Below are 25,885 nucleotides of genomic sequence, written 5' to 3' on the forward strand. Positions count from 1 at the left end.
CGCTCAGGCCTCCAGTGCGTCGGTGTTTCCGGCGATCTCGTCCACCTGCAGCACCTGCTCCATCTCCAGCAGTACCACGAAGCGCTCGCCGACCTTGCCCATGCCGCGCAGCAGATCGCGGCGGATATGCGTGCCGAACGACGGCGCCGCTTCGATGTCCTGATCGGCCAGTTCGATCACTGCATTGACCGCATCGACCAGCACGCCAATCACCTGCGTGCCCTGCGCCTGTTCGGTGGCCACAATCACGATGCAGCTGCGTTTGCCGATCGTGCTGTCTGCGCGCCCCAGCCGCGATTGCAGGTCCACCACCGGCACCACCGCGCCGCGTAGATTGATCACCCCGCGCACGCAATCCGGCATCGACGGCACCGGTGTGGGAGCGCGGTATTGAATGATCTCGCGAATGCCCAGAATGCTGGTGGCGAAGGTTTCGCCATCCAGTTGAAAGGTCAGATATTGCGCGGCGACATCGGCATCGCCGGGCATCACATCAAGCGTCGGTGCGGTCATTGGTCGCTCTCTCAGAAACGCGCGAACTGGCCTTCGTCCGGGCCCTCGGACATCGCATACGCCGGCGCTGCGTTGCTGCGCCAGCCACGCGTACCCGCCGCACGCGCCGGACGCGCAGCGACCTGCTTGCCGCGCTTGGGCGGCGGAGTCGGCGCGCCCTGCCCGCCCAGCCGGAAGAACGCCATGCTCTGCTGCAGCTGTTCGGCCTGCGCGCTCATTTCCTCGGCAGTGGCGGCCAGCTCTTCGGATGCGCTGGCGTTCTGCTGGGTGGTCTGGCTCAACTGCACGACCGCCGAATTGATCTGGCTGACGCCGGAAGATTGCTCCTCGGAGGCGGCGGAAATTTCCTGCACCAGGTCGGAGGTGCGCTTGATGCTGGGCACGATCGAATCCAGCAAACGACCGGCGCGGTCGGCCAATTCCACGCTGGAACTGGCCACCTCGCCGATTTCCTGCGCGGCCACCTGGCTGCGTTCGGCCAGCTTGCGCACCTCGGCGGCGACCACGGCAAACCCCTTGCCATGTTCGCCGGCGCGCGCGGCTTCGATCGCGGCATTGAGCGCAAGCAGGTTGGTCTGGTACGCGATGTCGTCAATGATGCCGATCTTCTGCGCGATCTGCTTCATCGCCTGGGTGGTGGCCACCACCGCTTCGCCGCCTTCCACGGTTTCTTTCGCGGCCTGTGTGGCCATGCCGTCGGTGACGCGCGCGTTCTCGGTGTTCTGGCTGATCGATGCGGTCATCTGCTCCAGCGACGCACTGGTTTCTTCCACACCGGCGGCCTGTTCGCTGGCCGCCTGCGACAGCGACTGCGCAGTGGCGCTGACTTCTTCCGACGCGCTGGCAAGGGTTTCGGCACTGGTATTGACCTCGCCGACCACCTGCGACAACTTTTGCACCATGGTGCGCATCGCTTCGAGCAGTTGCGCAGTTTCGTCGCGGCCATGCACATCGATGCGCATGGTGAGATCGCCTTCCGACAAGCCGTTGGCCACCGCCACCGCGCGGCGGATCGGCCCGGTGACGCTGCGGCTGATCACCACGCCGAGAATGGCACCGAGCAACACGCCGCTGCAGATGATGGCCACCAACAGCCTGGAACTGCGTGTGTGGATCGCATCGGCTTCGGCGTTGGCCGCCGCGGCGCTGCGCTCGCGCAGGCCGCTCAGGTCGGTCATCAGGTTATCCACTTCGTCCGAGCTGGCGCGTACCGCGCGCGAGAGCGCGGCCAGTTCCGGATTGGCCTCGCGCAACGCTTCGCGGTTGGCGACTTCGATGAAGCGGCCGCGCTCGTCCAGATACTTCTGCCAGGCGCGATCGAATTGCGCCAGCTTGTTCTTGCCTTCCTCGCTCTGGAAGCTCTCCCGCGCACGGGCCATGTGATCGACCACCTTGGCGGTGTATTTGTCGATGTTCTGCACATGCGACTGGCGCTCTTCTGCACTGCTGGCCAACAACAGGTTGGCGCGCGCGCGGCCGGCATAGATGAGGTTGATGTTGGCTTCCTTGACATGGGACATGCCGAGCAACTCGCGCTCGTACAACGACGTCGACAGCGCGCTGATGCGGCCTGAGTTGGAATAGCCCACCCACCCGATGCATGCGCCGATGGCCGAGACGATCAGGAATGCCACGATCAGTCTGGTTCCGATTCTGAAGTTGCCTAACATTGGGGAGTTCTCTCAAGAAGGATGCGTGGGCGACATGCGCTACAGGAAGGCGATGGCGCTGCGCGTACAGCGCATGGCGATACGGCTGGTCTAACCCATCGCTAATGGCTATCGGCGACGACAAAACGCGCTTGAGATGCATCCAGGGCCGGAGTGCCTATTCATCAAATCGAATCTGCGCTTTTGTGACAGATCACGCGCTCATCACCGCCCATATTCGGAAAAACCCTACCCCCGCCCGTGCGCTGTCCAGGCCACACCGCTGGGACATCACGTCCGCGCAGCTATGCTTTGGCCATGCCTGCAAAGCCCTTGCCCCGCACGTTCTATGCCCACGATGCCCGCCACGTCGCGCCGCAATTGCTCAACAAGGTGCTGGTCAGTGCTGACGGACGCCGCGGGCGCATCACCGAAGTGGAAGCCTACTGCGGCAGCGACGACCCGGCCGCGCACTCGTTCCGCGGCATGACTCCGCGCACGCGGGTGATGTTCGGTGCGCCGGGGCACCTGTATGTGTATTTCATCTATGGCATGCATTGGGCAATCAATGCGGTGTGCGGCGGTGCGCCCGGGCATGCGGTGCTGCTCCGCGCACTGGAACCGCTGGACGGTATCGATCGCATGCAGGCCGCGCGCGGCGCCGCGCCGGTCACCGCCTTGACCACCGGCCCAGGCCGCTTGGCGCAGGCGTTCGGCGTGACCGCCGCCGACAATGGGCTGGATCTCAGCACTGCGGCCGCGCGGCTCTGGATCGAAGACGACGGCGTGCCGCCCCCCTCCCATCCAGTGGCAACGCCGCGCATCGGCATCCGCAAGGCCGTGGACGCGCCATGGCGCTGGGTGGTTGCAGATAGCCGCTATGTGTCGCGTCCGCTTCCGCGCGTGACCGGAAAAGGCACGCCGCCCGCGGGCGATTGAGCCAACCAGCGCTCCATCGGCGATTGCTCGGCCGCGCCCGGTCCGCGCTGTAGCAGACGCAACGCCTGCTCGGCCTGCTCGGGGGTGAGCTCCTGCAAGGCCTGGAAGCGGTCTGCCGCCCAGACCGCCATCGGTAGCCCATCCAGCGAAGCGACGCGATTGCCCGGCACGCGCGCGACCCGCTCGCCCGGCAGCAGACTGCCGAGCAGATTGCTTGGGTCGCTGGCACTGACGCAGATCCACTGCTGCGGCAAGGGCTGCGCGCGCACACGGCGCAGGGCCGCAATCGCGTCCGGCAACGCAAACTGCTCGCCGGACAGCCCGGCGATAAACCGCCCGCCGCGGATTTCGCCGCGCGCTTCCAGCCGTTGATACATGCGCAGCAATTCCCGCCATGGCGGCAGCCATGCGGCCTCGCGTTCGAGCAGCCGCCAGCACACCACGCCGTAGCGCCGCAGCAGCGTGCGCGCGACGTGTTCGAGCATGTCCTGATGGCGCTGCGCGGCTTCGGCAAGCGGCAGGTCGGGCAGCGCCCGCACCGGTGCCCAGCGGCCCGCATCGCGGATGCCCAGTGCGCTGGCACGGCGACGCTGCCGCGACAGTGCCGACGGTCGCTTGGACGCAGGCACCAGCAGCGCGCGCAGGCCGGCATAGCTGTCGCAATGCGCGCGGCCACGCATCACCAGCTCGCTCAAGGCATCTTCCAGCTCGGTGTTCATCAGATGTGCCGCGTCGGCGATTTCGTCGAAGAACAGCGCGCCTTGCTGCTGCAGCACCTGCATGACCCGTTGCGCGCGGGAGCCCAATGGCGCGTCGTCGGCATCGCGCGCCAACGCGCTCCAACGCTGCGCTTCGCGTCGTGGCAGCAGCACGATCGGCGTACTGCGCAGTGCAGCGCCGCTGCGGCCGCCGCCGGGCCGCAGGCGTGCCCACAGCGTGCGCCCGGCAGTGCACAACTCGTCCAGCCAGGCCGGTTGATAGTCGCGGATGCGCGCCGGCAATAGCTCGCTCTCCCACAGCACCGCAGGCGCCTCGAAGCCTTCGAGCTGCCCCACCACACCGGCCAGCGCATCCGGCCCAGCCACCCGGCTGCTGCTGTCCACGTGCTGCCACTCGAACAGAAAACGCGCGTAATCGCGTTGCGATACCGGTTCGATCTCGCGGCGCAGGCGCCCCAGCGTGTAGCGGTGGATGCGTGCCAACAGATGGCGCTCGCACCACTCTTCGGCCTGCACATGCGCATTGAACTGCCCGGCCATGACGTAGCCCTCGCGTTACAAGGCCGCCAGTGCGAGCGCGATTTCTGCTTCCGGTACCTGCAATGCGTGGGACAAGGCCGGCACCTGTGCCGGGCCGACCGCGGACAAGCGCCCGCGCAGCAGTTCGCGTACCGCCCAGTCGCGCTGCCAGTCGGCAACGCGGCAATCGGCCGGCGCCTGCAACGGCGGCTGCACAGTTGCTTGCCGATACAACGGCAAGAACCAGTCGATACGCTCGGCGCTGACCCACAGCGCCGGGCTGCCGTGCAAGGCAATGCAGCTGGCACGACCCGCTGCGGCCAGCGCGGCCAACCATGCCTGCCACTGCGCGTCGGTAGCCTCTGCGACCGGCAACACGCCCAGCACCACCAATGCCTCGTGCATTTCTTCGGCATCGCGCGGCTGTGGCCAGGCCTCTTCGCACACTGCGGCAATCGCCTGCGGATCGAGCTGGCCCAGGTCGTCGCTGGTCTGCGGCGTGTAGCGGCGACTTTGCACGGCCTGGGTACGGCGTTCTTCCAGTGGCGCATCGTCGAGAAATGCATACGGACGCGCATTCAAGGCTTCGGCGGCCAGCGGCGACGGCGCCGCCAGGTCGCGCGCGACCAGCGTCACCGCGCCCGATTCCAGGCCGCGCAACACCTGCAGCCAGCCGTCGCTATCCATGGCGTGATGCAGGCAATCTTCCAGCGTCTGTGCCACCAACGGGTGGTCGGGCACCTCGCGTTCGCCGACCAGATTCTCCGCACAGGCCACCTGGTCCGGGAATACCGTGGCGAGCAAATCTTCGGACTTCATGCGTTGCAACTGCGGCGCCACCTTGTTGCCGCCACTGAAGCGCGGCAGCGCCATCGCGTTGGTGGCGTTCCAGCGCCAGCGCACGCCGAATAGTGGTGCGTCCAGCAATGCCTGGATCAACACATGCTCGGCCGACGACGAATGCAGGTAACGGCCAACCTCTTCCAGCGCAAAGCTATGACTGGTCGACAGCGACAACACAATCGCATCTTCGGTGGCCGCCGCCTGCAATTCGAAATTGAAGGTGCGGCAGAAGCGCTTGCGCAGCGCCAGCCCCCACGCACGATTGATGCGGCTGCCGTATGGCGAATGGATGACCAGCTGGGTACCGCCGCTGGCATCGAAGAAGCGCTCCATCACCAGGCACTGCTGGGTGGGCATCGCGCCCAATGCCGTGCAAGCGTTTGCCAGATAATCCACCAGTTGCCGCGCCGCTTCGGCGGACATCTCCAGCTCGCGCTGCAGCCAGTCGCGAGCCGCCTGGTGCGGCGCGGTGTCCAGCCGCGCGGCAATCTCGCCACGCAGGCGCGACACCGCCGCAGACAGCTCATCGCTGCGACCCGGCGCTTCGCCCAGCCAGAACGGAATGTTCGGCGGCGCGCCCTTGGCGTCTTCCACGCGCACACGCCCGGCCTCCACGCGCAGGATGCGGTAGCTCGCATTGCCGAGCTGGAACACATCGCCGGTGAGGCTTTCAACGGCGAAATCCTCGTTCACCGTGCCGATCTTTTCGGCCTGCGGTTCCAGCACCACGCTGTAGTCGCCGGTTTCGGGAATGGTGCCGCCGGAAGTGAGCGCCGTCATGCGCGCACCGCGCCGTGCATGCAGGCGCCGGTGCACGGCATCGCGATGCAGATAACCGGCGCGCGGACCGAGGCGGGTGCTGAAGCCATCGCACAACATGCGCACCACGCTGTCGAAGGTGGCACGGCTCAACCCGGCGAACGGCCACGCGCGCCGCACCAGCGCGAACAGCGCATCTTCGTCCCAGTCTTCGCATGCGGCTTCGGCAACGATCTGCTGCGCCAGCACATCCACCGGCGCCGTCACAATGCGCAAGGCATCCAGTTCGCCGCGGCGGATGCTGTCCAGCAGCGCGGCGCATTCGACCAGTTCGTCGCGGGTCTGCGGAAACAGGCGCGCCTTGGGCGTACCGCCGACCTTGTGTCCGGAACGCCCGGCGCGTTGCAGGAAGGTGGCGATCGAGCGCGGCGAACCGAGCTGGCAGACCAGATCGACATCGCCGATATCCAGTCCCAGTTCCAGCGATGCGGTCGCCACCAACACGGTGAGATCGCCGGCCTTGAGCCGTTGCTCGGCCAGCAGGCGCGTCTCGCGCGACAGGCTGCCGTGATGCGCCGACACGCGCTGCTTGCCGAGCAGATCGCCCAGATGCCGCGCCGCGCGTTCGGCCATGCGCCGTGTGTTGACGAACACCAGCGTGGTGCGATGTTGCTGCGCCAGTGCGGCCACATCGGCATACACCTGCAGCCACTGGTCGTTGGACATCACCACGCTCAGCGGCGTGGGCGGCAACGCCAGGGCCAGATCACGCTTGCGGGTGTAGCCGATATCGACGATCTCGCACGGCGGCGGCACGCCGTCTGCGTCGACACCGACCAGGAATTGCGCCACCGTTTCGATGGGCTTCTGGGTGGCCGACAGCCCCACCCGCGTGATCGGCTGCGCGACCAGCCGCTGCAAGCGCTCCAGCGTCAGGCTCAGGTGGCTGCCGCGCTTGTCCGACGCCACCGCGTGGATTTCATCGACGATCACGGTGCGCACATGCTGCAGCGACGCGCGCCCGGATGCCGACCCCAACAGTACGTACAGCGACTCCGGGGTGGTCACCAGAATATGCGGCGGCGTGCGACGCGCCTGCGCGCGCTCGCGCTGCGGGGTATCGCCGGTACGCACCGCGGTACGAATCGGCACATCCGGCAAGCCGCCGGCGACCAGCGCCGCACGGATGCCCTGCAAGGGCGCGTCCAGGTTGAGGTGGATGTCGTTGGACAAGGCCTTCAACGGCGAGACGTAGACCACACGGGTTTCGTCGGGCAACGCACCGCCATTGGCCAGCCCGTCGCGAATCAATGCATCGATGGCGGCGAAGAAGGCCGTCAGCGTCTTGCCCGAGCCGGTCGGCGCGGCCACCAGCGTGTGGCGTCCGGCCTGGATCGCCGGCCACGCGGCGACCTGCGCCGGTGTCGGCGCAGCGAAGGTCTGCGCGAACCACGCAGCGACCACAGGATGGAAGTGTTGCAGGACAGGATGCATTGGCAATGCCCGACACCATTGCTCATCATGACGGCAAGGCGCGCGGATGTAACTCGGCGGGAACCACAATCAATGGGGCTGCGCAGCGGTCCAGACAAGCCACGGGCCAGGCCGGCAGTGAACGATTTAGCGCGGCTACAAAACGACTGCACAGCCGCCAGGCGGGCGCGGCCGGTGCTCGGAATCGGCATGTACCACTCGTACACTCCGGTTCTGAGCGCGCCGTCCGCGCCCACCTGACAGCTGCTCGCTAGGTTTTGTTAGCCGCTCTTAGCGCAATGGTGGCGGCCTCTGCCGTCGGCAAGGCGACGCCTTCGCAACGTTGCGGCGCCGGCCCGGCGATTGTCCGCCGGCCACGTGCCGTGGCACATTGGCGGCATGCCCAGCCTGATTCTTTTCATGATCGCCGGCGCCGCGCTGTTCGCCTTCTGGAACTCCTCGCGCGCGGCTGCCGAACGCGCCGACATTCTTGGCCGCAATGCCTGCCGCGCGGCCGACGTGCAATGGCTGGACCAGAGCGTGCATTCCACCAATATCCGCGTGTGCAGGATGCCCAGCGGCTGGCTGGGCTTCGAGCGCACCTTCCGCTTCGACTATTCCTACGACGGCGTGGATCGCCATAGCGGCAAGCTGGTGCTGCGCGGCGATCAACTGATTGCCTTCACCGGGCCGCAGGTCGCTACCGTCAGGGCATTGCACCCGGAGCATGAGCGTCTGGAGTGAGGCGCGCAGCTGCGGGTCACCCGCACGCTGACACCTGACATACCTGCAGCTTCACCTGTCTGGGTTACAGTGATTGGCCGGCCAGCTTCCCTCTGGATTCCAGCAATCATCGAGCTGTTGCTGCGCGCTTTCGCCGTCTGTGCACGCGGCTGGCCAATGCATCAGTCGGCGGCACTCCACACAGCCGGCCACTTCATTCCAAAGACGTCGAATCCGCGGGAACGGGCTCGTAGCCATTGTCCCTGCCGCTCAGCCAGCACAATTGCAGCTTGCCCTCTCGACGCAGCTGCGCCTGGGCGAACAGCCACAGCGGATCCAGCAGGTCGGCATCCTTCAATAGACGCGACTTGCCGGCAATTTCCATGCTGAGAAAATGCGCCTCACGCGGCGTGTCGATGTAGCTGCGCGCAATCAGACAACGCTCGCCATCCACGAAGCGATAGATGTCGTACTCGTACGCGTCGTCGAGTGCGCCGGACGGATCCGGCGCGCTGCAATCGACATGACGGGTGCGCTCTACGTGCAATCGAACCCTCCACTTGGCGAGTCTGCAGGTCATACGCTTGCCGCTTTCAGCGCAGCCAACAGAACCTGGGACGCCGTCACCGGTAGCCGTGGACGGCACGCAGGAACTTCAGCTTACACGTGGTCCCTGCTGATTCCGCGCACCGGCCTGCACTCGCCTTGCGGCGGCGCAGGCGTGTGGTGTGCTGTCCTTACTTCACCACGCGAAGATGCGGGCGCTTGCCACCGCTGGACGGTTCGTCCGGCGTCGGCGCACTCGGTGGGGGCGAGCCCGGATCCGGCGGCTCGCTGTTGGTGCCGGGGATGTCGTCCGGCAGCGCCATGCCCTGCCCGGTTTCGCGCGCATAGACCGCCAGTACGGCGGCCATCGGCACCATCACCGGGTGGCTCACGCCACCGAAGCGCGCGGTAAAGCTCACGCTTTCGTTGTCCACCTGCAGGCCGACCACGGCACGCTCGGCGATATTCAACACGACGCGACCGTCCTTGACGGCACTGGCAGGCACCTGCACACCGGGCAGGCCGGCATCCACCAAAACGTGCGGCGTCATGCCGTTGTCGTTGATCCATTCGACCAAGGCCCGCAACAGGTACGGGCGATGGCTGGTCATGCGGGGGAAATCTTCGCTCATTGCGTCATTTTACCCGCACATGGCCCGTCGCGGCGGCCACGCGATCGGAAGTCGGTCTGTTGGCATACAGCCGTCGCATCAGCCCGGCAGATCGCGCAGCTTCTTTTCCTGATCGGTCAGGCTGCGGATAAAGCCCGGGTTGCGGAAGATCCGGTTGCCGTAATCCTCGATCGCCTTACCGTCCTTGGGCAGGCTGATTTCCAACGCGTCCAGTCGCCAGATGATCGGCGCCATCGCGCAATCGGCCAGACTCATTTCCGGATTGAGGAAGAATTTGCTGGCCTTGAACAACGGCACCGAGGCGGTAAGCAGTTCTTTCAGACGCTTGCGGCCGGCCTCGGCCTGCGTCTTGTTGCCGAGCTGGATCGCCTGCACTTGCGGCACCCAGTCATGCTCGATGCGCAACATCGCCAGGCGCAGACGCGCGCGCGAAAGCGGGTCGACCGGCATCAGCGGCGGATGCGGATAGCGCTCGTCCAGGTATTCGCTGACCACCGAGGCGGCGTACAGCACCAGGTCGCGTTCGACCAGCGTCGGCACCGAATGATAGGGATTGAGATCGATCAGATCTTCGGGAGGATTTTGCGGGTCGACCGGCACCAGGTCGTAGGTCACCCCTTTCGCCGCCAGGACCAGACGGACCCGGTGGCACAACACGTCGTCGTTGGACGAAAACAAAGTCAAGGTATTCCGCATACGCACACTCGTCGCCATTCAAGGCTCTCCGACGACCGGAATCCGCCGGCCGCATCGGCGCGGCCGGCCCAACGCCGACAGTCACCACGGTCTATCGAGTGTGCAATCACGTCACGCAAAAGCCAAGAGTGATAGGGCTTATTAATGTTCCGATAAGCCAGCTGCTGCGCTGCTCCCGCGGGACCGCAGGAGATGTGGGCGCTGCAACCCTGTTGCAGGGATCTACGCTGACGGCCCCGATCGACATGCTGTTCGCTTGCCAACCATCAGCCCGCCCCCTCTCCGCACGGGAGGTGGGGGCTAGCGCTTTCTGTTGGGAGCGCCCGCAAGGCTCGGCGACAAATAGAGGTATCCCAAGCACCTGCGATACCTGCCTGCCCTGCACTGCATTGTTCGCTCCCGCAGCCGATGACGGCCTACGCAGCGTTCAGTGCACGTCCTTCCAGTATTCCTTCTTCAACAAATAAGCGATGAAGGTGAGCAGCGCCAGGAACAGGACCACCCACACGCCCATGCTTTGGCGCTTCAATGCGGCCGGCTCGCCGGCATACTCGAGGAAGTTGGCGATATCGCGCACGGTCTGGTCGAATTCCACCGGTGTTTGACGCCCTGGCTGCCCAAGCTTCAATGCCTCTACCGGCTTGTCGCCGGTGGCCTTGTCGGCCGGGCCGAATTGCGCCTGCTGCAGGCCTTGCAACTCCCATAGCGGGTTGGGCATGGAGGCGTTCGGAAACAGCTTGTTGTTCCAGCCCAGCGGGCGTGTCTGGTCCAGATAGAACGACTTGAGATAGGTGTAGACCCAGTCCGTACCGCGCACGCGTGCAATCAAGGTCAGATCCGGCGGCGCCTTGCCGAACCACTTGGTCGCCGCGTCGTGCGGCATGGTGCCTTCGATATGTTCGCCGACTTTGGCGCCGGTGAAGTTGAGATTGGTCATGACCTCCTCTTCGCTCAGGCCCAAATCGCTGGCCATGCGCGAATAGCGCAGGTACTTCAACGAATGGCAGCCGGAGCAGTAGTTCATGAACAACTGCGCACCACGTTGCAGCGATGCGCGATCGCTCAGGTCATTACCTGCTTGCTGCACCGCCCCGCCTTCGGCCGCCATTGCACCACCAGCGATTACCAGGCCGCAGAGCAAGGCGACCACGCGCGACTTCCATGACGTCACGTTGGAATTAGTCATGGGTCGTCACCCGCTCCGGAACCGGCTTGGTCTTGTCCAGCCGCGTCCACACCGGCATGGTGATGAAGAAGGCGAAGTACAGGAAGGTCAGCACGCGCCCGACATAGGTCTCGTGCGCGTCAGTGCCGGGGCCGGAACCGATCACGCCCAGCCAGACGAAGCACACCACCAGCACGCCCAACGCCAGCTTGGAAATCCAGCCGCGGTAGCGCACCGAGCGCACCCTGGCGCGATCCAGCCAGGGCACCAGGAACAGGATCGCGATGGCCGAGAACATCACCAGCACCCCGCCCAGCTTGTTGGGCACCACGCGCAACATGGCGTAGTACGGCGTGTAGTACCACACCGGCTTGATGTGCTCCGGCGTCACCAGCCGGTTGGCTTCGGTGAAGTTGTCGTGCTCCAGGAACAGGCCGCCGAACGCCGGCGCGAAGAAGATGATGAAGGCAGCGATCAACAGCAGGAATCCAACGCCGACCAAGTCCTTGACCGTGTAATACGGATGGAACGGAATACCGTCGGCCGGCTTGTGCGCATCCCAGCGATTGCCCTTTGGACCTTTCTTGATGTCCACCCCGTCCGGGTTATTGGAACCCACTTCGTGCAGCGCACCGATGTGCAGCACGATCAACAGCAGCAACACCAATGGCAGTGCGATCACGTGCAAGGCGAAGAAGCGATTGAGCGTGGCATCGCCGGGCAGGTAGTCGCCCATGATCCATTCGGTCAGCCCATTGCCGATCACCGGAATGGCGCCAAACAGCGAGATGATCACCTTCGCGCCCCAGAACGACATCTGCCCCCACGGCAACACGTAGCCCATGAAGGCTTCGGCCATCAGCACCAGGTAGATCAGCATGCCGAGAATCCACACCAGCTCGCGCGGCTTCTGGTAACTGCCGTACATCAAGCCGCGGAACATGTGCAGATACACCACGATGAAGAACAGCGAGGCACCGGTGCTGTGCATGTAGCGGATCAGCCAGCCCCACTCCACGTCGCGCATGATGTATTCGATCGAAGCGAATGCATCGGCGGCGCTGGTCTTGTAGTGCATCGTCAGGAAGATGCCGGTGACGATCTGGTTGACCAGCACCACGATGGCCAGCGAGCCAAAGTAGTACCAGAGGTTGAAGTTCTTCGGCGCGTAGTACTCGCTGATGTGCTTGCGGTACATGGGCATCAGCCCGGGCGCGCGCTCGTTGACCCAATCGAACACGCCATTGGCGGTACGGACCAGAACATTGCTCATCAGGCAGCCCCCGTGGTTTTGGCCGACGCACCGGCATCGTCAGGATCGACGCCGATCACCAAGGTGTTGTCGTCCACGTAGTGGTGTGGGGGCACCAGCAGATTGATCGGTGCCGGCACGCCGTCGAAGACGCGGCCAGACATGTCGAAGCGCGACTTGTGGCAAGGGCAGAAGTAACCGCCCTTCCACTGCGGGTCGTAAGGCTCGGGGCGGATTTCGGCGACCATCTCCGGCGAGCAACCCAGATGCGTACACAGCCCCACCAGCACCGAAATGTCGGACTTGATCGAGCGATATTCCGGGTTTTTCAGCACGTACTCCGGCTGCTGATCCTTGTTCTCGGACTTGGGGTCCTTGAGCCGGTCGTCCAGCGACGGGAGTGCGTCGAGCATGGCCTTGGAGCGCTTGACGATCCAGATTGGCTGACCGCGCCATTCAAGGACCATGCGCTGGCCTTCCTGCAAGGCGCTGATGTCGGCGGTGACCGGTGCGCCAGCCAACTTGGCACGCGCACTGGGATTCCACGACTTCACGAACGGAACTGCAACGAATCCTGCTCCGACCGCACCGACCACGGCCGTTGTCGCGGTTAAAAACCGACGACGCCCGATATCAGCAGGTGCGTTAACCCCATCGTTGGCCATCCGGCTCTCCGATCTTGATTAGGTAGCGTGAGGCTGCCAACGGCTGGCGGGGGGTCCAGCCGCGATGAATCGACCGCAGTGTAGCGGAACGCTTAATGCACAGACAACGCAATGTACGCAGTCGGCCCTATGCGATGCAACGGCCCATGCAAGCGGCAGCCGCTCCGATGGAGTTCAACGCGCGTGGGAGACGGACGGCTGTGACGTAGTGCCCTTGCGTGGGCTGCAACGGCAATGCGCGCGTGCGGGGGATGCGTGGATATGGTGCAAGCGCAGCAATACGATTGTTCGCGACTGGCTATGGGCGCTGCAACCGATGTTGCGGAGACCGAAGTACTTGCCCCACCGCACTCGGCGCAGCGCCGTGGCAAAGATTCCCAAGAGCAGCGACCACGACGTCAAGCGGGGGGCCGGGAATGGATCGCGCAGACGCCGCGGTGCTTATGACATGCCAGGAGCACCGGCCGCGCCCGCCGGGCGGCTGCGCGGTCGTTTTGCCAGCCGCTTCAGTTGGCTGCTGTGGCCTGGCCACGATAGCGGCCGGCCAATACGCCCACGCGTTGCACGTAGCGCTGGGTTTCGCTATACGGCGGTACGCCGCCGTAACGGTCGACTGCGCCCTCGCCGGCGTTGTAGCCGGCAGCGGCCAGGGTGAGGTCGCCATTGAAGCGTTTCAGCAGCCAGGACAGATACTGCACGCCGCCACGAATATTTTGCGTTGCATCATAGGCATCGCTGACACCGAAGCGGCGCGCGGTGCCCGGCATCAACTGCATCAGGCCTTGCGCGCCGGCACGACTGAGCGCGAGCGGGTTGTAGGCCGATTCGGCGTGGATGATCGCGCGCACGATCGATTCTTCCACCCCGAACTCGCGCGCCGCCGCTGCGATTTCCTGCTGATAGGCGTTGGTGTTGAGCCGGATCGCACCAAAATTGACCCCGGGCTTGGCACCGCAGGCGTAGCAGGTTTCGATAAAGCTGTAATGGATGGTGCGCAGGCCTTCGATGCTGGCGACCTGGCGCGGCCGGGCGCTGGTGTAGTGGCGCACGCCGTCCTTCATATATGAGTACACCTGCCCGCTGACGACCCGGCGCGGATTGGTTGCTGCTGCCGCTGGCGGTGTGACGACCGAGACGGACGACTCCGGCAAGGCACGCGGAGCCGGCGCCGAAGCGACCTCGGCAGCGTGCCGCGGCGGCTGGCTGACTGGCTGGCTGATAATGGTGGCCGGCGCGCCGCTGTCGACATTGGCCATGCGGGGCGCGGGGCTGACGGCCAGACGCCCGGCCGAGGGAGATGACGGCAGGCGGCGGGCCGCACGATCGGGGGTATAGCTGCTGATGACGCTGCAGGTGGAGCCGCTCTGGCGCTTGCTCAGGTAACTGGTGATACCGTCAGCGCCGACGCACTTGTACAGCGTGCCGGCGCTGACCGGCGCAGCCGACAACGTGACGAGCATCAGCCCCAGCAATCTTGACATCCCCTTCATGCGCGGAGTGTCCCAGCTTGCCCAGGGCTTGCCAAGTGTCGGCCAGCGTCTGGAGCAGCGCGCAAGGCGCCCGCGCCGCGGCCAGGCGTGCGGGACCGGTGCTCGAAATCCTCCAGTCCCCATCCTGCACTCCCGATGACGCGTTCGCCGCCGCCCACCTGACGACCACGCGCGATGGCCTGTTGGCCGCCTCACTGGGGCAGCCGGTCCAGCTGCGTGCGCAACGTGTCCAGCGCCTGCGTCAAGGTGTGGCGGGCTTGGGCCGGCGCAATCGCGTCGAACGGCAGGTCCAGCAACAACAGGTTGGCCGCCAGCGCAGGCATGCTCGGGGCGCCAAGACCCAGCCAGCAATGTGCGGGACCATCGGCCTGCAAGGCACCCAGCCAGGGCGGGATGCGCGCTGCCAATGCCTCGACCGTGCCGGCCAGACGCACCCGCGCCCGGCACGGAAACGGCGCTTCGCCGATCGCCTTGCGCAATAGCTGTAGCGGCTCTTCGGGCAATGCGCGGGGGGCGAACCGCGCGCCGGTGGCGACCGCCTGATCGATCCGGTCCGCGCGCAGGCTGCGCCAGTCCTGGCGTTCGCAGTCCCAGACCAACAGGTACCAGCGCCGCCCGTAGTTCACCAGCAGCGCCGGCTCGACGCTGCGGGTGATGGCCGTACCCCAATGGCGCCGATAGTCCAGCCGCAGCGTGGCCCGGTCGCGGCAGGCGGCAGCCAACTGGGCAAGCAGGCCCGCATCGACCAGCGATTCCGTTTCGGCAGCCGGCATGCTGGCCATGGCGGCATGCGCGGCACTGGCGCGCTGGCCGCTGCGGCGTGGCAGCAGGGGATCCAGCTTGGCCATCACGCGTGCCGCCGCGGCGTCCATCCCGCGCACCGCTGGCGCGGCGGCGCGCAAGGCGACCGCCACGGTCAGCGCCTCGTCTTCTTCCAACAACAGCGGCAATGCCGCACCGCCCTGCCCCAGCCGGTAGCCGCCGCCGCTGCCGGGCGCTGCATGCACCAGATAACCCGCTTCGCGCAGGCGCTCGATATCGCGCCGCAGGCTGCGCGGATGGATGTCCAAACGTTCTGCCAGCGCCACACCGGACCAACTCCGGCCACCTTGCAGCAGGGAAAGCAGACGCAACAGGCGAGCAGCGGTGGAAGCCATCGCGCCACCGTATTGCGGACAGAAACTGTCCGCAAGTGGTCCGTAAGATCGCGATACCCGCCATCCCCACTCGCATCGCCACCGCAGCCACCCTGGAGACCGCAATGTCCGACGACCGCCACGTCACCCTGTTCCACAACCCCCGCTCTCGCTCGCGGGGGGTCCTGGTCTTGCTGGAAGAATTGGGCGCACGCTACAGCCTGCAGCCCATCGATCTGGAAAAGGAGCAGCAGCGCATGCCGGAATTCCTTGCGATCAACCCGATGGGCAAGATACCGACCATCGTCCACGGCACCAGCGTGGTCACCGAGCAGGGCGCCATCTATCAGTACCTGGCCGAGCTATATCCGGAAGCCGGCCTGTCACCGGCGCCGGGCGATGCCGATCGTGGCGCCTACCTGCGCTGGCTTGCGTTCTACGGCTCGGCCTTCGAACCGGCGATCATCGATCTTGCGCTCAAGCGTAGCGCCCCGCCGCGCTCGCTCTCGCCTTATGCCGACGCCGACACGGTGCTGCAGGTGGTTGATGCGCAGCTGGCCAAGGGCGATTACCTGCTGGGCGAGCGCTGCAGTGCGGCCGATGTGCTGTGGGGCGGCGCCTTGGCGTGGATGGTGGAGTTTGGCCTGATCGACCCGCCCGCCCCGACCCGCGCCTATATCGCCCGGATGGCCGCGCGCCCGGCAGTGGCGCGCGCCGAAGCCGTCGACGCCGGGCGTGCGGCCGCGGACGGCGCCAGCGCAAGCGGGTAAACTGCGCGGCTCTCTTCTACCCGCCTGGAATAAGCGCCATGCCCGGGACACCCGTTTCCGACCTGTCCGCGGCAGCTGCCGTGGACGCACCCGCCCTGTTGCCCTTGCCCGTCGCGCGCCCATCGGCGCCTGCCGTGGTACGCGGCAAGCTCTATATCAAGACCCACGGATGCCAGATGAACGAGTACGACTCGGCCAAGATGGCCGACGTGCTTGCCGCTTCCGAAGGCCTGGAGCTGACCGACAACCCCGAGGAAGCGGATGTGGTGCTGGTCAACACCTGTTCCATTCGCGAAAAAGCCCAGGAAAAGGTCTTCAGCCAGCTGGGTCGCTGGAAGGCGCTCAAGGCCGGCGGCAAGCCGGTGATCATCGGCGTCGGCGGCTGCGTGGCGTCGCAGGAAGGCGAAGCCATCGTCAAGCGTGCGCCCTACGTGGACCTGGTGTTCGGCCCGCAGACCCTGCACCGGCTGCCGGAACTGATTCGCGCGCGACGCGAATCGGGCAAGTCGCAGGTGGACATCAGCTTCCCGGAAATCGAGAAGTTCGACCGTCTGCCCGAGCCGCGTGCCGAAGGTCCGTCGGCCTTCGTCTCGATCATGGAAGGCTGCTCCAAATACTGCTCGTTCTGCGTGGTGCCCTACACCCGTGGCGAAGAAGTCAGCCGGCCGTTCGAGGACGTGCTGGTGGAAGTGGCGCAATTGGCGGCGCAAGGCGTGCGCGAGATCAACCTGCTCGGCCAGAACGTCAACGCGTACCGCGGTGCGTATGGCGCCGATGCCGGCGACGCCGCGCAGTACGCCGATCTGGGCCTGCTGATCCGCACCATCGCGCAGATCGACGGCATCGGCCGTATCCGCTTCACCACGTCGCATCCGCTGGAGTTTTCCGATTCGCTGGTGGATGCCTACCGCGATGTACCGCAGCTGGCCAACTACCTGCACCTGCCGGTGCAGGCCGGCAGCGACCGCATCCTGTCGGCGATGAAGCGTGGCTACACCGCGCTGGAATTCAAGTCGAAGATCCGCAAGCTGCGCGCAGTGCGCCCGGACATCTCGATCAGTTCGGACTTCATCGTCGGCTTCCCTGGCGAGACCGAAGCGGACTTCGAAAAGACCATGAAGCTGATCGAGGACGTGGGCTTCGACCAGAGCTTTTCGTTCGTGTATTCGCGCCGTCCCGGCACCCCGGCATCGGACCTGCAGGACGACACGCCAGAGGCGGTGAAGCAGGCGCGTCTTGCGCGTCTGCAGGCGCAAATCAACGCGCACGCGGCGAGCATTTCGCAATCGATGGTGGGCAGCGTGCAACGCGTGCTGGTGGAAGGCCCCTCGCGGCGCGACCCGAATGAACTGACCGGCAAGAGCGAGAACATGCGCCCGGTGAATTTCCCAGGCAACCCGCGTTTGATCGGACAGTTCGTCGATGTGTTGATCACCGAGGCGATGAGCAATTCGCTGCGTGGCCGGATTCAACTGGACGACAGCGCACAGTGATGGCGCGGGCGCTGCGCAATGCGGCGCCCCTTCAAGCAAGGCGACCACGCGCCGAAGCGTCTCGCGGGAAATGGTCAAAATTTCACCACACATCCGTAGCGCCTTGCAGCGCAAGGCTTCGTCTTACTTACCCACAGGCTTTGCCGAATTCGATCCACATCCTGTGTGGACAACCCGGTCGGTACTGGCGATTTTTTCACCACTAACCCGGCAAACCTTGCGCCAGTAAGCGCGGCGAGCTTTATCCACAGGTTAGTGATGCGTGACTCCACAGCGGTTGTGGAAAACCTGCATGCCTGTGCGGACCGGCGCGTCGCCGAGGTGCCGCGCCGCCCGCTGTGTTGGTGGGATCACATGCCGCGCGCTACCCTTTCGCTCCCGCCCTACCGACGCGCACCCAGGTGCGCCGTCCGATCCAACCATGAACGCACCCGCACATCGCGATTTCACCCTGGAACCCGAGGACATCGAGCGTCTGGCCAATCTTGCCGGTCCGTTCGATGCGCATCTTCGCCAGATCGAACTCAAGCTTGGCGTCGAGATCGCCAACCGTGGCAACGTCTTCCGGGTGACCGGACCGGAGCCGGCCATCGCCGCCGCCCAGTCGCTGTTGACCGCGTTGTACGACGAGGCCGCAATCACCAGGTTCGACACGCACGCAATCCACCTGCGGCTCAACGATGCCAACCTCGAGCATGTGGCCGAGCGCGCATATCAGGCCCAGGATGTGGCGATCAAGGTCAAGCGCGGCACCGTGCGTGGCCGTGGCGCCAACCAGGCCAAATACCTGCACGCGATCGCCACCCACGACATCAATTTCGGTATCGGCCCGGCCGGCACCGGCAAGACCTTCCTGGCGGTAGCAAGCGCGGTTGAAGCACTCAACGAGTCGCGGGTGCAGCGGTTGATCCTGGTGCGCCCGGCAGTGGAAGCCGGCGAAAAACTCGGCTTTCTTCCGGGCGATCTCAGCCAGAAGGTCGACCCGTACCTGCGCCCGCTCTACGATGCGCTGTACGAAATGCTCGGCGTGGAAAAAGTGGTCAAGTTGCTGGAGCGCAACGTCATCGAAATCGCGCCGCTGGCCTATATGCGCGGTCGCACGCTCAACGATGCATATGTGATTCTGGATGAAGCGCAGAACACCACCATCGAACAGATGAAGATGTTCCTGACCCGCCTGGGCTTCGGCTCCACGGCGGTGGTCACCGGCGACCTTACCCAGATCGATCTGCCCAAGCACGTCAAATCCGGCCTGCGCGATGCGATCGAAGTGCTGCGCGATGTGGAAGGCACCAGTTTCACCTTCTTCGAAGCGCGCGACGTGGTGCGTCACCCATTGGTGCAGCGCATTGTCACCGCCTACGACAAGCGCGATAACGCGCTGCAGCCTCCTGCGGCCGACTGACCGTGCAAGGCCGCGCCCTACTGTTGGGAGTCTGGTTGGCGCTGGCTTGCCATGAACCTGCGCATGCGCAGGCACGCCAGCAGGCCGACACGACCACGCACGTCATGTTGCGGAAGCACCTTGCCGCGTCCTGTGTCTCGGTGGCCGCTGGGCAAGCGACCATCCTGTTGGATCGGGCCGAACTGGAACACCTGGCAGTGGCGAAAGCTGCAGCCGGTGCGGGGATTGATGAGGATGCGCAGCGACAAGCGCTGCTTGCCGCACGCGAGCGCGGGCGCTACTTGCCTCTACCGGCAAAGCGCACGACCGCTTCGGCTGCGCGGTGGCTCAAGATGACAAGGAAAGCGCCGACACGCGCTATCTGGTAGGTCGCCTGCTGGAGCGCGGCCAAGCCGCAATCTGGACACAATCGCCACCAGGTTTCGCGCCGGCCCTGGAAGTCAACCGGGTCGATCCGCATTGCCAGAACGGGCCGATGGGCAGTGCGTTTTATCATGTTGCCAACGGTGGCGCGCTTGTCATGGTGCTGGTCGAGTGCGTTCGCTGATCCCGGACCGGCCGGCCAAGCACGCACACGCAGGCATCGCCGCAAGACGCTACTCGGGCGATACTGTCACCTCTGTCTGATCTGAATGCTGGTGTTCCCATGACCAAGGGCCCTGTCCGCCTCGACGTTGCCGTCAGCTATGCGCTGCCGCGCGCCGGCCTGCCGTCGGCGGTGAGTTTTCGCAAGTGGGTGGCCGCGGCGTTGAAGGGGCGCATCCGCGAGGCCGATCTGGCAGTGCGCGTGGTCGACGAGAAGGAAGGCTGCTCGCTCAATCACCATTACCGCGGCAAGGATTACGCCACCAACGTGCTGAGCTTCCCTGCCGAACTGCCGGAAGGCCTGCCCAAGGGCATCAAGATGCCGCTGCTGGGCGATCTGGTGATCTGCGCACCGGTGGTGGCGCGCGAGGCCGCAGAGCAAGGCAAATTGCTGGCTGCGCACTATGCGCACCTGACCGTGCATGGCACCTTGCACTTGCTTGGCTGGGATCACGAAGACGACAAGGAGGCCGAGGCGATGGAGCAACTGGAGCGCGAGATCCTGGCCGACCTCGGCATCGACGACCCTTACGCAGGAGAACACTGATGCGTTTTTGCATTGCCGGCGCCCTGCTGCTGTTGAGCGCGCCCGGCGCCTGGGCGCAGACCGCGCCGGTGCGCCCGGACCTTGCCGCCTTGATCGAATGCCGCCAGCGCATCGGCGATTTCAGCGCGTTGGCGCCGGTACTGGCCGACCCGCTCAAGGCGGTGGCGCTGGGCTGGACGCCGCTGGACCAGTCCAACCTGTTCATGACCGAGTACACGCTCAACACGCCCATTCGCGTGTTCGGCCACAGTACCAATCACATCGCGTTTTCCGGCGCCAGCATCATGGCGATCCTGGACCTGCCCGACCCGCGCCCGCTCGCCAAGCAGTTGGATCTGGAACTGGGCGTGGATAACGCCGAGAAGGTCATGTACGGGCGCGAGCTGGTCAGCGAAGACACCACTAATCCCAAGACCGGCGAGGCCATGATCGAATCGGTCGTGCTGAGCGTGACCAACGTCAAATCGCACCCGGGCAAGACCGTTGTCGGCTGCGGCTACAGCCTGGATCTGCCCTGAGACCGGCCAGGTAACGGCGCATCCACAGCGCCTTGCCGGCTTCCTGCTAGACTGATGGCTAACGCCTGGTTTGCCGGGTGCCCTTCCCCGTCACGATGTCCGAAGACGACAGTAGCCAATCCCCAGAAACACCGGAAAAACGCCGTAGCTGGCTCGAGCGCCTCAGCGCTGCCTTCTCCGGCGAACCCCACACCCGCGACGAACTCGTCGCCTTGCTGCGGACCGCCGAACAGGACGGTCTCATCGCCGCAGACACCTTGCGCATGATGGAAGGCGCGATCTCCGTGTCCGAGCTCACCGTGGGCGATGTGATGATCTCGCGCTCGCAGATGGTCTCGCTGCCGGTGGAGGCGCGTTTCATCGACCTGATGAAGCAGGTGGTCGAATCGGGCCATTCGCGCTTCCCGGTCCACGGCGAGAACAAGGACGAAGTGCTCGGCATCCTGCTGGCCAAGGACCTGTTGCGCGGCGTGGTGGCCGACAACGGCCCGGGCAACGTGCGCGAACTGCTGCGCCCGGCGGTGCTGATCCCTGAGTCGAAGAAGCTCAACGTCCTGCTCAAGGAATTTCGCCTCTCGCGCAACCACATGGCGATCGTGGTGGACGAATACGGCGGTGTTGCCGGGCTGGTCACCATCGAGGACGTGCTCGAGCAGATCGTCGGCGAGATCGACGACGAGCACGACGATGCCGAAGAAGAGAATTCGCTCATTGCGATCCAGGCCGATGGGCGCTATGTGGTCGATGCGCTGACGCCGATCGAAGACTTCAACGAACGCTTTGGCGCCGAGTTCCCCGACGACGAGTACGACACCGTGGGTGGGCTGGTCACCGATGCGATCGGGCACCTGCCCGAAACCGGCGAAGAGTTGACGCTGGGGCGCTTTGCATTCCGCGTGGCCAAGGCCGATGCGCGGCGCGTGCACGCCTTCCACGTCACCATTCTGCCGCCAGATCCGCAGGACGACGCTTGAACCTGTCGCATGGCATGACCGCTGCAGCGCCGGCGCGCTGCAGTGCCCGGCGTTGGGCTGCGTGCTGGCTGCTGGCGTTGCTGTCGCTGTTGGTGACGCCGGCGTCCTTCGCGCAGGCGCCCGCCCCGGAAGCCGCCCCTGCGTCCCAGTCGGCGCCGCGGATCGGCGTGGTGACCATGCAACCGGGCGAAGTGTTTTTCGAACGTTTCGGTCACGATGCCGTCGTGGTGGTCGATCCGCGCACGCAGCAGGCCACCTCGTACAACTTCGGCTTCTTCGACCCGAGCGAGCCGGACTTCGTACCGCGTTTTGCGCGCGGCGAAATGATGTATTACCTGGTCGCGCTGCCGCTGGAAGAAGACCTGTCGCAATATCGCGATGCCGGGCGCGGTGTCAGCATCCAGTGGCTGGATCTGCCGCCAGACCAGGCGCGCGCGCTGGCCGAGGGCTTGGCGGTGCGTAGCCAACCGGAAAACGCGCGCTATCACTACGACTACTTCATGGCCAACTGCGCCACCATGGTGCGCGACACGTTGGACCGTGCGATGGGCGGCGCGCTCAAGTCGCAGCTGGCCGGTCGTTCGCGCGGCAACACCTTCCGCAGCGAAGCGGTGCGCCTGGCCTCCCCTGCCCCGTGGATGTGGCTGGGCTTCGACCTGGGCCTGGGACCGTACGCCGATCGCCCCTTGTCGCGCTGGGAAGAAGCCTTCGTGCCGATGCGGCTGGCCGACAGCCTGACCCAGGTGCACAACAGCGCCGGTCGCCCGTTGGTGCAATCCACGCAGGTATTGCTGCCGCATCGCATCGCGCCCGAGCCCGCCGAACAGCGGCGACACTGGTGGCCGTGGTTGCTGACCGGGCTCATCGTGGCCGCAGGCGTGCTGGCCTTGGGCCGCAGGCAGCGCCTGCTGGCTGGACTGGCGTTACCGTTCTGGCTGGTGTGCGCCATCGGCGGCGGCCTGCTGGTGTATCTGTGGGGATTCACTGCCCATCAATCGGCATGGGCCAACCGCAACCTGCTGCTGGTCAACCCGCTGTGCGTGCTGCTGTGGTTCGGTGGCATACGGCTGCAGCTGGGCCATCGGCCGGGCCGCTGGTTCAACGTGCTGTCCTGGGTGGTGGCGGCGTGCGCGCTGGCCGCGTTGGTGATCCATTGGCTGTCCTTCCAGGCGCAGGACAACCTGCAATGGGTGATGCTGCTGTTGCCGATCCACACCGCACTTGCCATTGCCCTGCGACCGCGTGACCTGCCCGCACGTACGCGCTGATTGAAGGATGCGCTCATGAACAGCAACGGCCATCATCCCGATAATCCGTCCTGCGTCATCACCTGCGCTTATTACGACGGCGACGGCAAGCGCCACGACATCAGCCTGGAGCACATCAGCGACGTGCTGCAGCGGCCGGATGGCTTCGTCTGGGTGGGGCTGTACGAGCCGCAGGAATCGGTGCTGCGCAAGTTGCAGGACGAATTCGGCCTGCACGATCTGGCGATCGAAGACGCGCTCAAGGCGCATCAGCGCCCCAAGGCCGAGAGTTACGGCAACTCGCTGTTCGTGGTGGTCAACACCGCGCAGCTGGTCAACGAGCGCATCCGCTATGGCGAGACGCACGCGTTCCTGGGAAGGCGCTTCCTGTTGACGGTACGGCATGGCGCGTCGCTGTCGTACGCGCCGGTGCGGCATCGGGTCGAACGCGAGCCGGCGATGCTGCACATGGGCGCGTCGTTCTGCCTGTACGGCGTGCTCGATTTCGTGGTCGACAATTACCTGCCGATCATGGACGAGTTCCGCGACACGCTGGAACGTCTGGAAAAAGACATCTTCGCCGACGACTACAAGCGCGAGACGGTGGTGCGCCTGTATGAGCTCAAGCGCGAACTCAACAAGATGCGGCTGGTGGTGGCGCCGTTGCAGGACGTGCTCTCGCACCTCAAGCGCAATCCCGGCTCCCTGATCCACGAAGAAGTCGGCATTTACCTGCGCGACGTGCTCGATCACGCGGTGCGCATCAACGATGCCATCGACACCTTGCGTGAAATGCTGGGCACGGCGCTCAGCGTCAACCTGTCGATGGTGACGCTCGCTCAGGGCGAAACCGTCAAGCGCCTCGGTGCCTGGGCCGCCCTGTTGGCCGCCCCTACCCTGATTACCAGCTGGTACGGCATGAACTTCGCCCACATGCCCGAACTCGATGCCCGCTACGCCTACCCATTGCTGGTCGCCGGCGTCGTGGGCTCGTGCCTGGTGCTGTATCGCCTGTTCAAGCGCGCCAAGTGGCTATAGGGCCGCTGCGCGGCCCGGGATTCGGGATTGGGCATTCGGGATTGGTTTGAGCAGTTGGCCGGTTGTTGATTTTCAACCTAGGCCAGGGTGCTCATAAGTCGCGAGCGCCTGCTCTTGCGAATCTCCAATCCCAAATCCCGATTCCCGATTCCCGATTCCCCGCCATCAAGCCACATAGATCGTCTTGACGTTCATGAACTCATGGATGCCGTGCTCGGCCAGTTCGCGGCCGAAGCCGGAGCGCTTGATGCCGCCGAAGGGCAAGCGCACATCGCTCTTGACCACTGAGTTGACGAACGCCGCGCCGCACTGCAGCTGCTGCGCCACGCGCTCGCCGCGCTTGGGGTCGGCCGTCCACACGCTGCCACCCAGCCCGAAGCTGGTGTCATTGGCCACGCGCACCGCTTCGGCCTCGTCGGCCACCCGGATGATCGAAGCGACCGGGCCGAAGAATTCTTCGTCGTATGCCGGCATGCCGGGGGCGACGTTGTCGAGGATGGTGGCCGGATAACCGGCATGCGAGCCGGCGACCGGTTCGCCGCCCAGCAAGACCTTGGCGCCCTTCGCCACGCTGGCCTGCACCTGCTTGTGCAATTCCTCGCGCAAGTCGGCACGGGCCATTGGCGCCAGCGTGGTGCTGTCCTGCTGCGGGTCGCCCACGATGCGCTTGGCTGCCGCTGCCACGAAGCGCTCGATGAACCGGTCGGCGATCGCATCCACCACGATGAATCGCTTGGCGGCGATGCAGGTCTGCCCACTATTGTCGAAACGTGACTGCACGGCCGATGGCACGGTGTGCTCCAGATCGGCGTCTTCCAGCACCACGAAGGCATCGCTGCCGCCGAGCTCCATCACGCACTTCTTGAGCTGGTCGCCCGCATTGGCGGCCAGCGAGCGACCGGCGCGTTCGCTGCCGGTCAGCGTTACCGCAGCAATGCGGGCATCACGCAGGACATCGGCAGCCTGGTCGTTATCGATATGCAGGACATCGAACACGCCCGGCGGAATGCCGGCGGCGTCCAGCACCTCTTTCATGGCGTCAGCGCAGCGCGGCACGTTGCTGGCGTGCTTGAGCAGCGACACGTTGCCGGCCATCAGGCTCGGTGCCAGGAACCGGAACGCCTGCCACAGCGGGAAATTCCACGGCATCACTGCGAACACGCAGCCCAGCGGTTCGTAGCGCACATAGCTGGATTGCGCTTCGGTGGGAATGTCGCGCGGCGCCAGATAGTCGGCGGCGTGCTCGGCGTAGTACGCGCAGGCCTGCGCGCACTTGTCGACTTCGGCCAGGGCCTCGGCGCGCAGCTTGCCCATCTCGGCGGTCATGATGCGTTGCAGGTCCTCGCGGCGCTTGGTCAGCTCCTCGCCAATGCGGCGCAGCAAGGCGCCACGCTCGGCCAGCGGCAACGCGGCCCAGGCCGGAAATGCCTTGGCGGAAGCGGCCAGACGCGCTTCGATGGCAGCGGCGTCCAGGGTCTGCTGGGTGTGCTCGACCTGGCCGTTGGCGGGGTTGACGGTGTCGTAGGACATGACGGTCTCCTGTTGCGAGGCGGTCATGCTAGACGCCGGCAAGTTCGGGGCGCGTCACA

General features: G+C 65.3%; 21 protein-coding genes, 1 other RNA gene and 2 pseudogenes. 12 read left to right on the forward strand and 12 right to left on the reverse strand.

The features are described 5' to 3' along the window. Positions 1 to 3: 3 nt before the first annotated feature. Positions 4 to 513 carry a chemotaxis protein CheW gene (locus J7396_RS14035; RefSeq protein ID WP_209261612.1) on the reverse strand — a complete coding sequence of 170 codons (510 nt, stop codon included), beginning with the start codon at positions 511 to 513 and terminating at the stop codon, positions 4 to 6. 11 nt (positions 514 to 524) lie between these two features. Further along, positions 525 to 2,183, reverse strand: a complete 1,659-nt coding sequence (locus J7396_RS14040) for a methyl-accepting chemotaxis protein (protein WP_122273005.1) — start codon at positions 2,181 to 2,183, stop codon at positions 525 to 527. A 297-nt stretch (positions 2,184 to 2,480) separates the two neighbouring features. Between J7396_RS14040 and J7396_RS14045 the strand changes: the two genes are divergently transcribed. Continuing rightward, entirely contained in the window at positions 2,481 to 3,101 is a 621-nt protein-coding gene (locus J7396_RS14045; RefSeq protein WP_014090389.1) for a DNA-3-methyladenine glycosylase, read from the forward strand. Here the strand turns inward: J7396_RS14045 and J7396_RS14050 are convergent. Beyond that, a pseudogene (locus tag J7396_RS14050) lies at positions 3,041 to 7,435 on the reverse strand (DEAD/DEAH box helicase). The gene J7396_RS14045 and the pseudogene J7396_RS14050 sit on opposite strands and share 61 nt — an antisense overlap. 189 nt (positions 7,436 to 7,624) lie before the next feature. Here J7396_RS14050 and J7396_RS14055 point away from each other — a divergent pair. Both J7396_RS14055 and J7396_RS14060 read left to right on the forward strand, forming a co-directional pair. Continuing rightward, positions 7,625 to 7,701, forward strand: a non-coding RNA gene (locus J7396_RS14055) — sX9 sRNA. Between the two features lie 76 nt (positions 7,702 to 7,777). Continuing rightward, positions 7,778 to 8,158 carry a DUF3301 domain-containing protein gene (locus tag J7396_RS14060; protein ID WP_008571309.1) on the forward strand — a complete coding sequence of 127 codons (381 nt, stop codon included), beginning with the start codon at positions 7,778 to 7,780 and terminating at the stop codon, positions 8,156 to 8,158. Positions 8,159 to 8,351: 193 nt separating this feature from the next. On the opposite strand, the gene J7396_RS14065 is transcribed toward J7396_RS14060, so the two are convergent. The 8 genes from J7396_RS14065 to J7396_RS14100 all read right to left on the reverse strand — a co-directional run bounded on the left by J7396_RS14065 (position 8,352) and on the right by J7396_RS14100 (position 15,740). Beyond that, entirely contained in the window at positions 8,352 to 8,684 is a 333-nt protein-coding gene (locus tag J7396_RS14065) for a hypothetical protein (protein ID WP_008571310.1), read from the reverse strand. Between the two features lie 190 nt (positions 8,685 to 8,874). Further along, positions 8,875 to 9,315: a ClpXP protease specificity-enhancing factor gene (locus J7396_RS14070; RefSeq protein WP_008571311.1), complete on the reverse strand. Its 441-nt coding sequence runs from the start codon at positions 9,313 to 9,315 to the stop codon at positions 8,875 to 8,877. Positions 9,316 to 9,393: 78 nt separating this feature from the next. Continuing rightward, positions 9,394 to 10,029 (reverse strand): glutathione S-transferase N-terminal domain-containing protein, encoded by a 636-nt coding sequence (locus tag J7396_RS14075; protein WP_005915265.1) that lies wholly within the window; start codon positions 10,027 to 10,029, stop codon positions 9,394 to 9,396. 409 nt (positions 10,030 to 10,438) lie between these two features. After that, the gene (locus J7396_RS14080) at positions 10,439 to 11,197 is read right to left on the reverse strand and encodes a cytochrome c1 (RefSeq protein ID WP_014090392.1); all 759 of its coding nucleotides are present in this window, start codon (positions 11,195 to 11,197) and stop codon (positions 10,439 to 10,441) included. After that, a complete protein-coding gene (locus J7396_RS14085) occupies positions 11,190 to 12,449 on the reverse strand; it encodes a cytochrome bc complex cytochrome b subunit (RefSeq protein WP_008571315.1) in 1,260 nt (419 codons plus the stop codon). The genes J7396_RS14080 and J7396_RS14085 overlap by 8 nt, the downstream gene beginning before the upstream one ends. After that, the gene (gene petA, locus J7396_RS14090; protein WP_011347774.1) at positions 12,449 to 13,093 is read right to left on the reverse strand and encodes a ubiquinol-cytochrome c reductase iron-sulfur subunit; all 645 of its coding nucleotides are present in this window, start codon (positions 13,091 to 13,093) and stop codon (positions 12,449 to 12,451) included. The genes J7396_RS14085 and petA overlap by 1 nt, the downstream gene beginning before the upstream one ends. Before the next feature lie 506 nt (positions 13,094 to 13,599). Then, positions 13,600 to 14,583: a lytic transglycosylase domain-containing protein gene (locus J7396_RS14095; protein WP_011347775.1), complete on the reverse strand. Its 984-nt coding sequence runs from the start codon at positions 14,581 to 14,583 to the stop codon at positions 13,600 to 13,602. A 191-nt stretch (positions 14,584 to 14,774) separates the two neighbouring features. Beyond that, positions 14,775 to 15,740, reverse strand: a complete 966-nt coding sequence (locus J7396_RS14100; RefSeq protein ID WP_209261613.1) for a WYL domain-containing protein — start codon at positions 15,738 to 15,740, stop codon at positions 14,775 to 14,777. A 104-nt stretch (positions 15,741 to 15,844) separates the two neighbouring features. Between J7396_RS14100 and J7396_RS14105 the strand changes: the two genes are divergently transcribed. From J7396_RS14105 to J7396_RS14145, 9 genes and pseudogenes are all read left to right on the forward strand, one after another. After that, positions 15,845 to 16,489: a glutathione S-transferase family protein gene (locus J7396_RS14105; protein ID WP_011347777.1), complete on the forward strand. Its 645-nt coding sequence runs from the start codon at positions 15,845 to 15,847 to the stop codon at positions 16,487 to 16,489. Positions 16,490 to 16,527: 38 nt separating this feature from the next. After that, positions 16,528 to 17,982: a tRNA (N6-isopentenyl adenosine(37)-C2)-methylthiotransferase MiaB gene (miaB, locus tag J7396_RS14110; protein WP_209261614.1), complete on the forward strand. Its 1,455-nt coding sequence runs from the start codon at positions 16,528 to 16,530 to the stop codon at positions 17,980 to 17,982. Between the two features lie 421 nt (positions 17,983 to 18,403). Next, complete coding sequence (locus tag J7396_RS14115) at positions 18,404 to 19,387, forward strand: PhoH family protein (RefSeq protein WP_209261615.1); 984 nt, start codon at positions 18,404 to 18,406, stop codon at positions 19,385 to 19,387. Between the two features lie 2 nt (positions 19,388 to 19,389). Then, positions 19,390 to 19,934, forward strand: a pseudogene (locus J7396_RS14120) (hypothetical protein). A 99-nt stretch (positions 19,935 to 20,033) separates the two neighbouring features. Then, positions 20,034 to 20,519, forward strand: a complete 486-nt coding sequence (ybeY, locus tag J7396_RS14125) for an rRNA maturation RNase YbeY (protein WP_008571323.1) — start codon at positions 20,034 to 20,036, stop codon at positions 20,517 to 20,519. Beyond that, entirely contained in the window at positions 20,519 to 21,037 is a 519-nt protein-coding gene (locus J7396_RS14130) for a hypothetical protein (RefSeq protein ID WP_011347782.1), read from the forward strand. The genes ybeY and J7396_RS14130 overlap by 1 nt, the downstream gene beginning before the upstream one ends. 95 nt (positions 21,038 to 21,132) lie before the next feature. After that, positions 21,133 to 22,011: a transporter associated domain-containing protein gene (locus J7396_RS14135; protein WP_008571326.1), complete on the forward strand. Its 879-nt coding sequence runs from the start codon at positions 21,133 to 21,135 to the stop codon at positions 22,009 to 22,011. After that, on the forward strand, positions 22,008 to 23,279 hold the full coding sequence (locus tag J7396_RS14140; RefSeq protein ID WP_042773892.1) for a DUF4105 domain-containing protein: 1,272 nt from the start codon (positions 22,008 to 22,010) through the stop codon (positions 23,277 to 23,279). Before J7396_RS14135 ends, J7396_RS14140 begins: the two co-directional genes overlap by 4 nt. A 15-nt stretch (positions 23,280 to 23,294) precedes the next feature. Next, positions 23,295 to 24,296, forward strand: a complete 1,002-nt coding sequence (locus J7396_RS14145; protein WP_011347784.1) for a magnesium and cobalt transport protein CorA — start codon at positions 23,295 to 23,297, stop codon at positions 24,294 to 24,296. A gap of 165 nt (positions 24,297 to 24,461) precedes the next feature. Here the strand turns inward: J7396_RS14145 and J7396_RS14150 are convergent, their stop codons facing one another. Beyond that, complete coding sequence (locus J7396_RS14150; protein WP_170811214.1) at positions 24,462 to 25,853, reverse strand: NAD-dependent succinate-semialdehyde dehydrogenase; 1,392 nt, start codon at positions 25,851 to 25,853, stop codon at positions 24,462 to 24,464. Positions 25,854 to 25,885: the final 32 nt, after the last annotated feature.

Source organism: Xanthomonas sp. A1809, assembly GCF_017746015.1.
Classification (GTDB): domain Bacteria; phylum Pseudomonadota; class Gammaproteobacteria; order Xanthomonadales; family Xanthomonadaceae; genus Xanthomonas; species Xanthomonas euvesicatoria.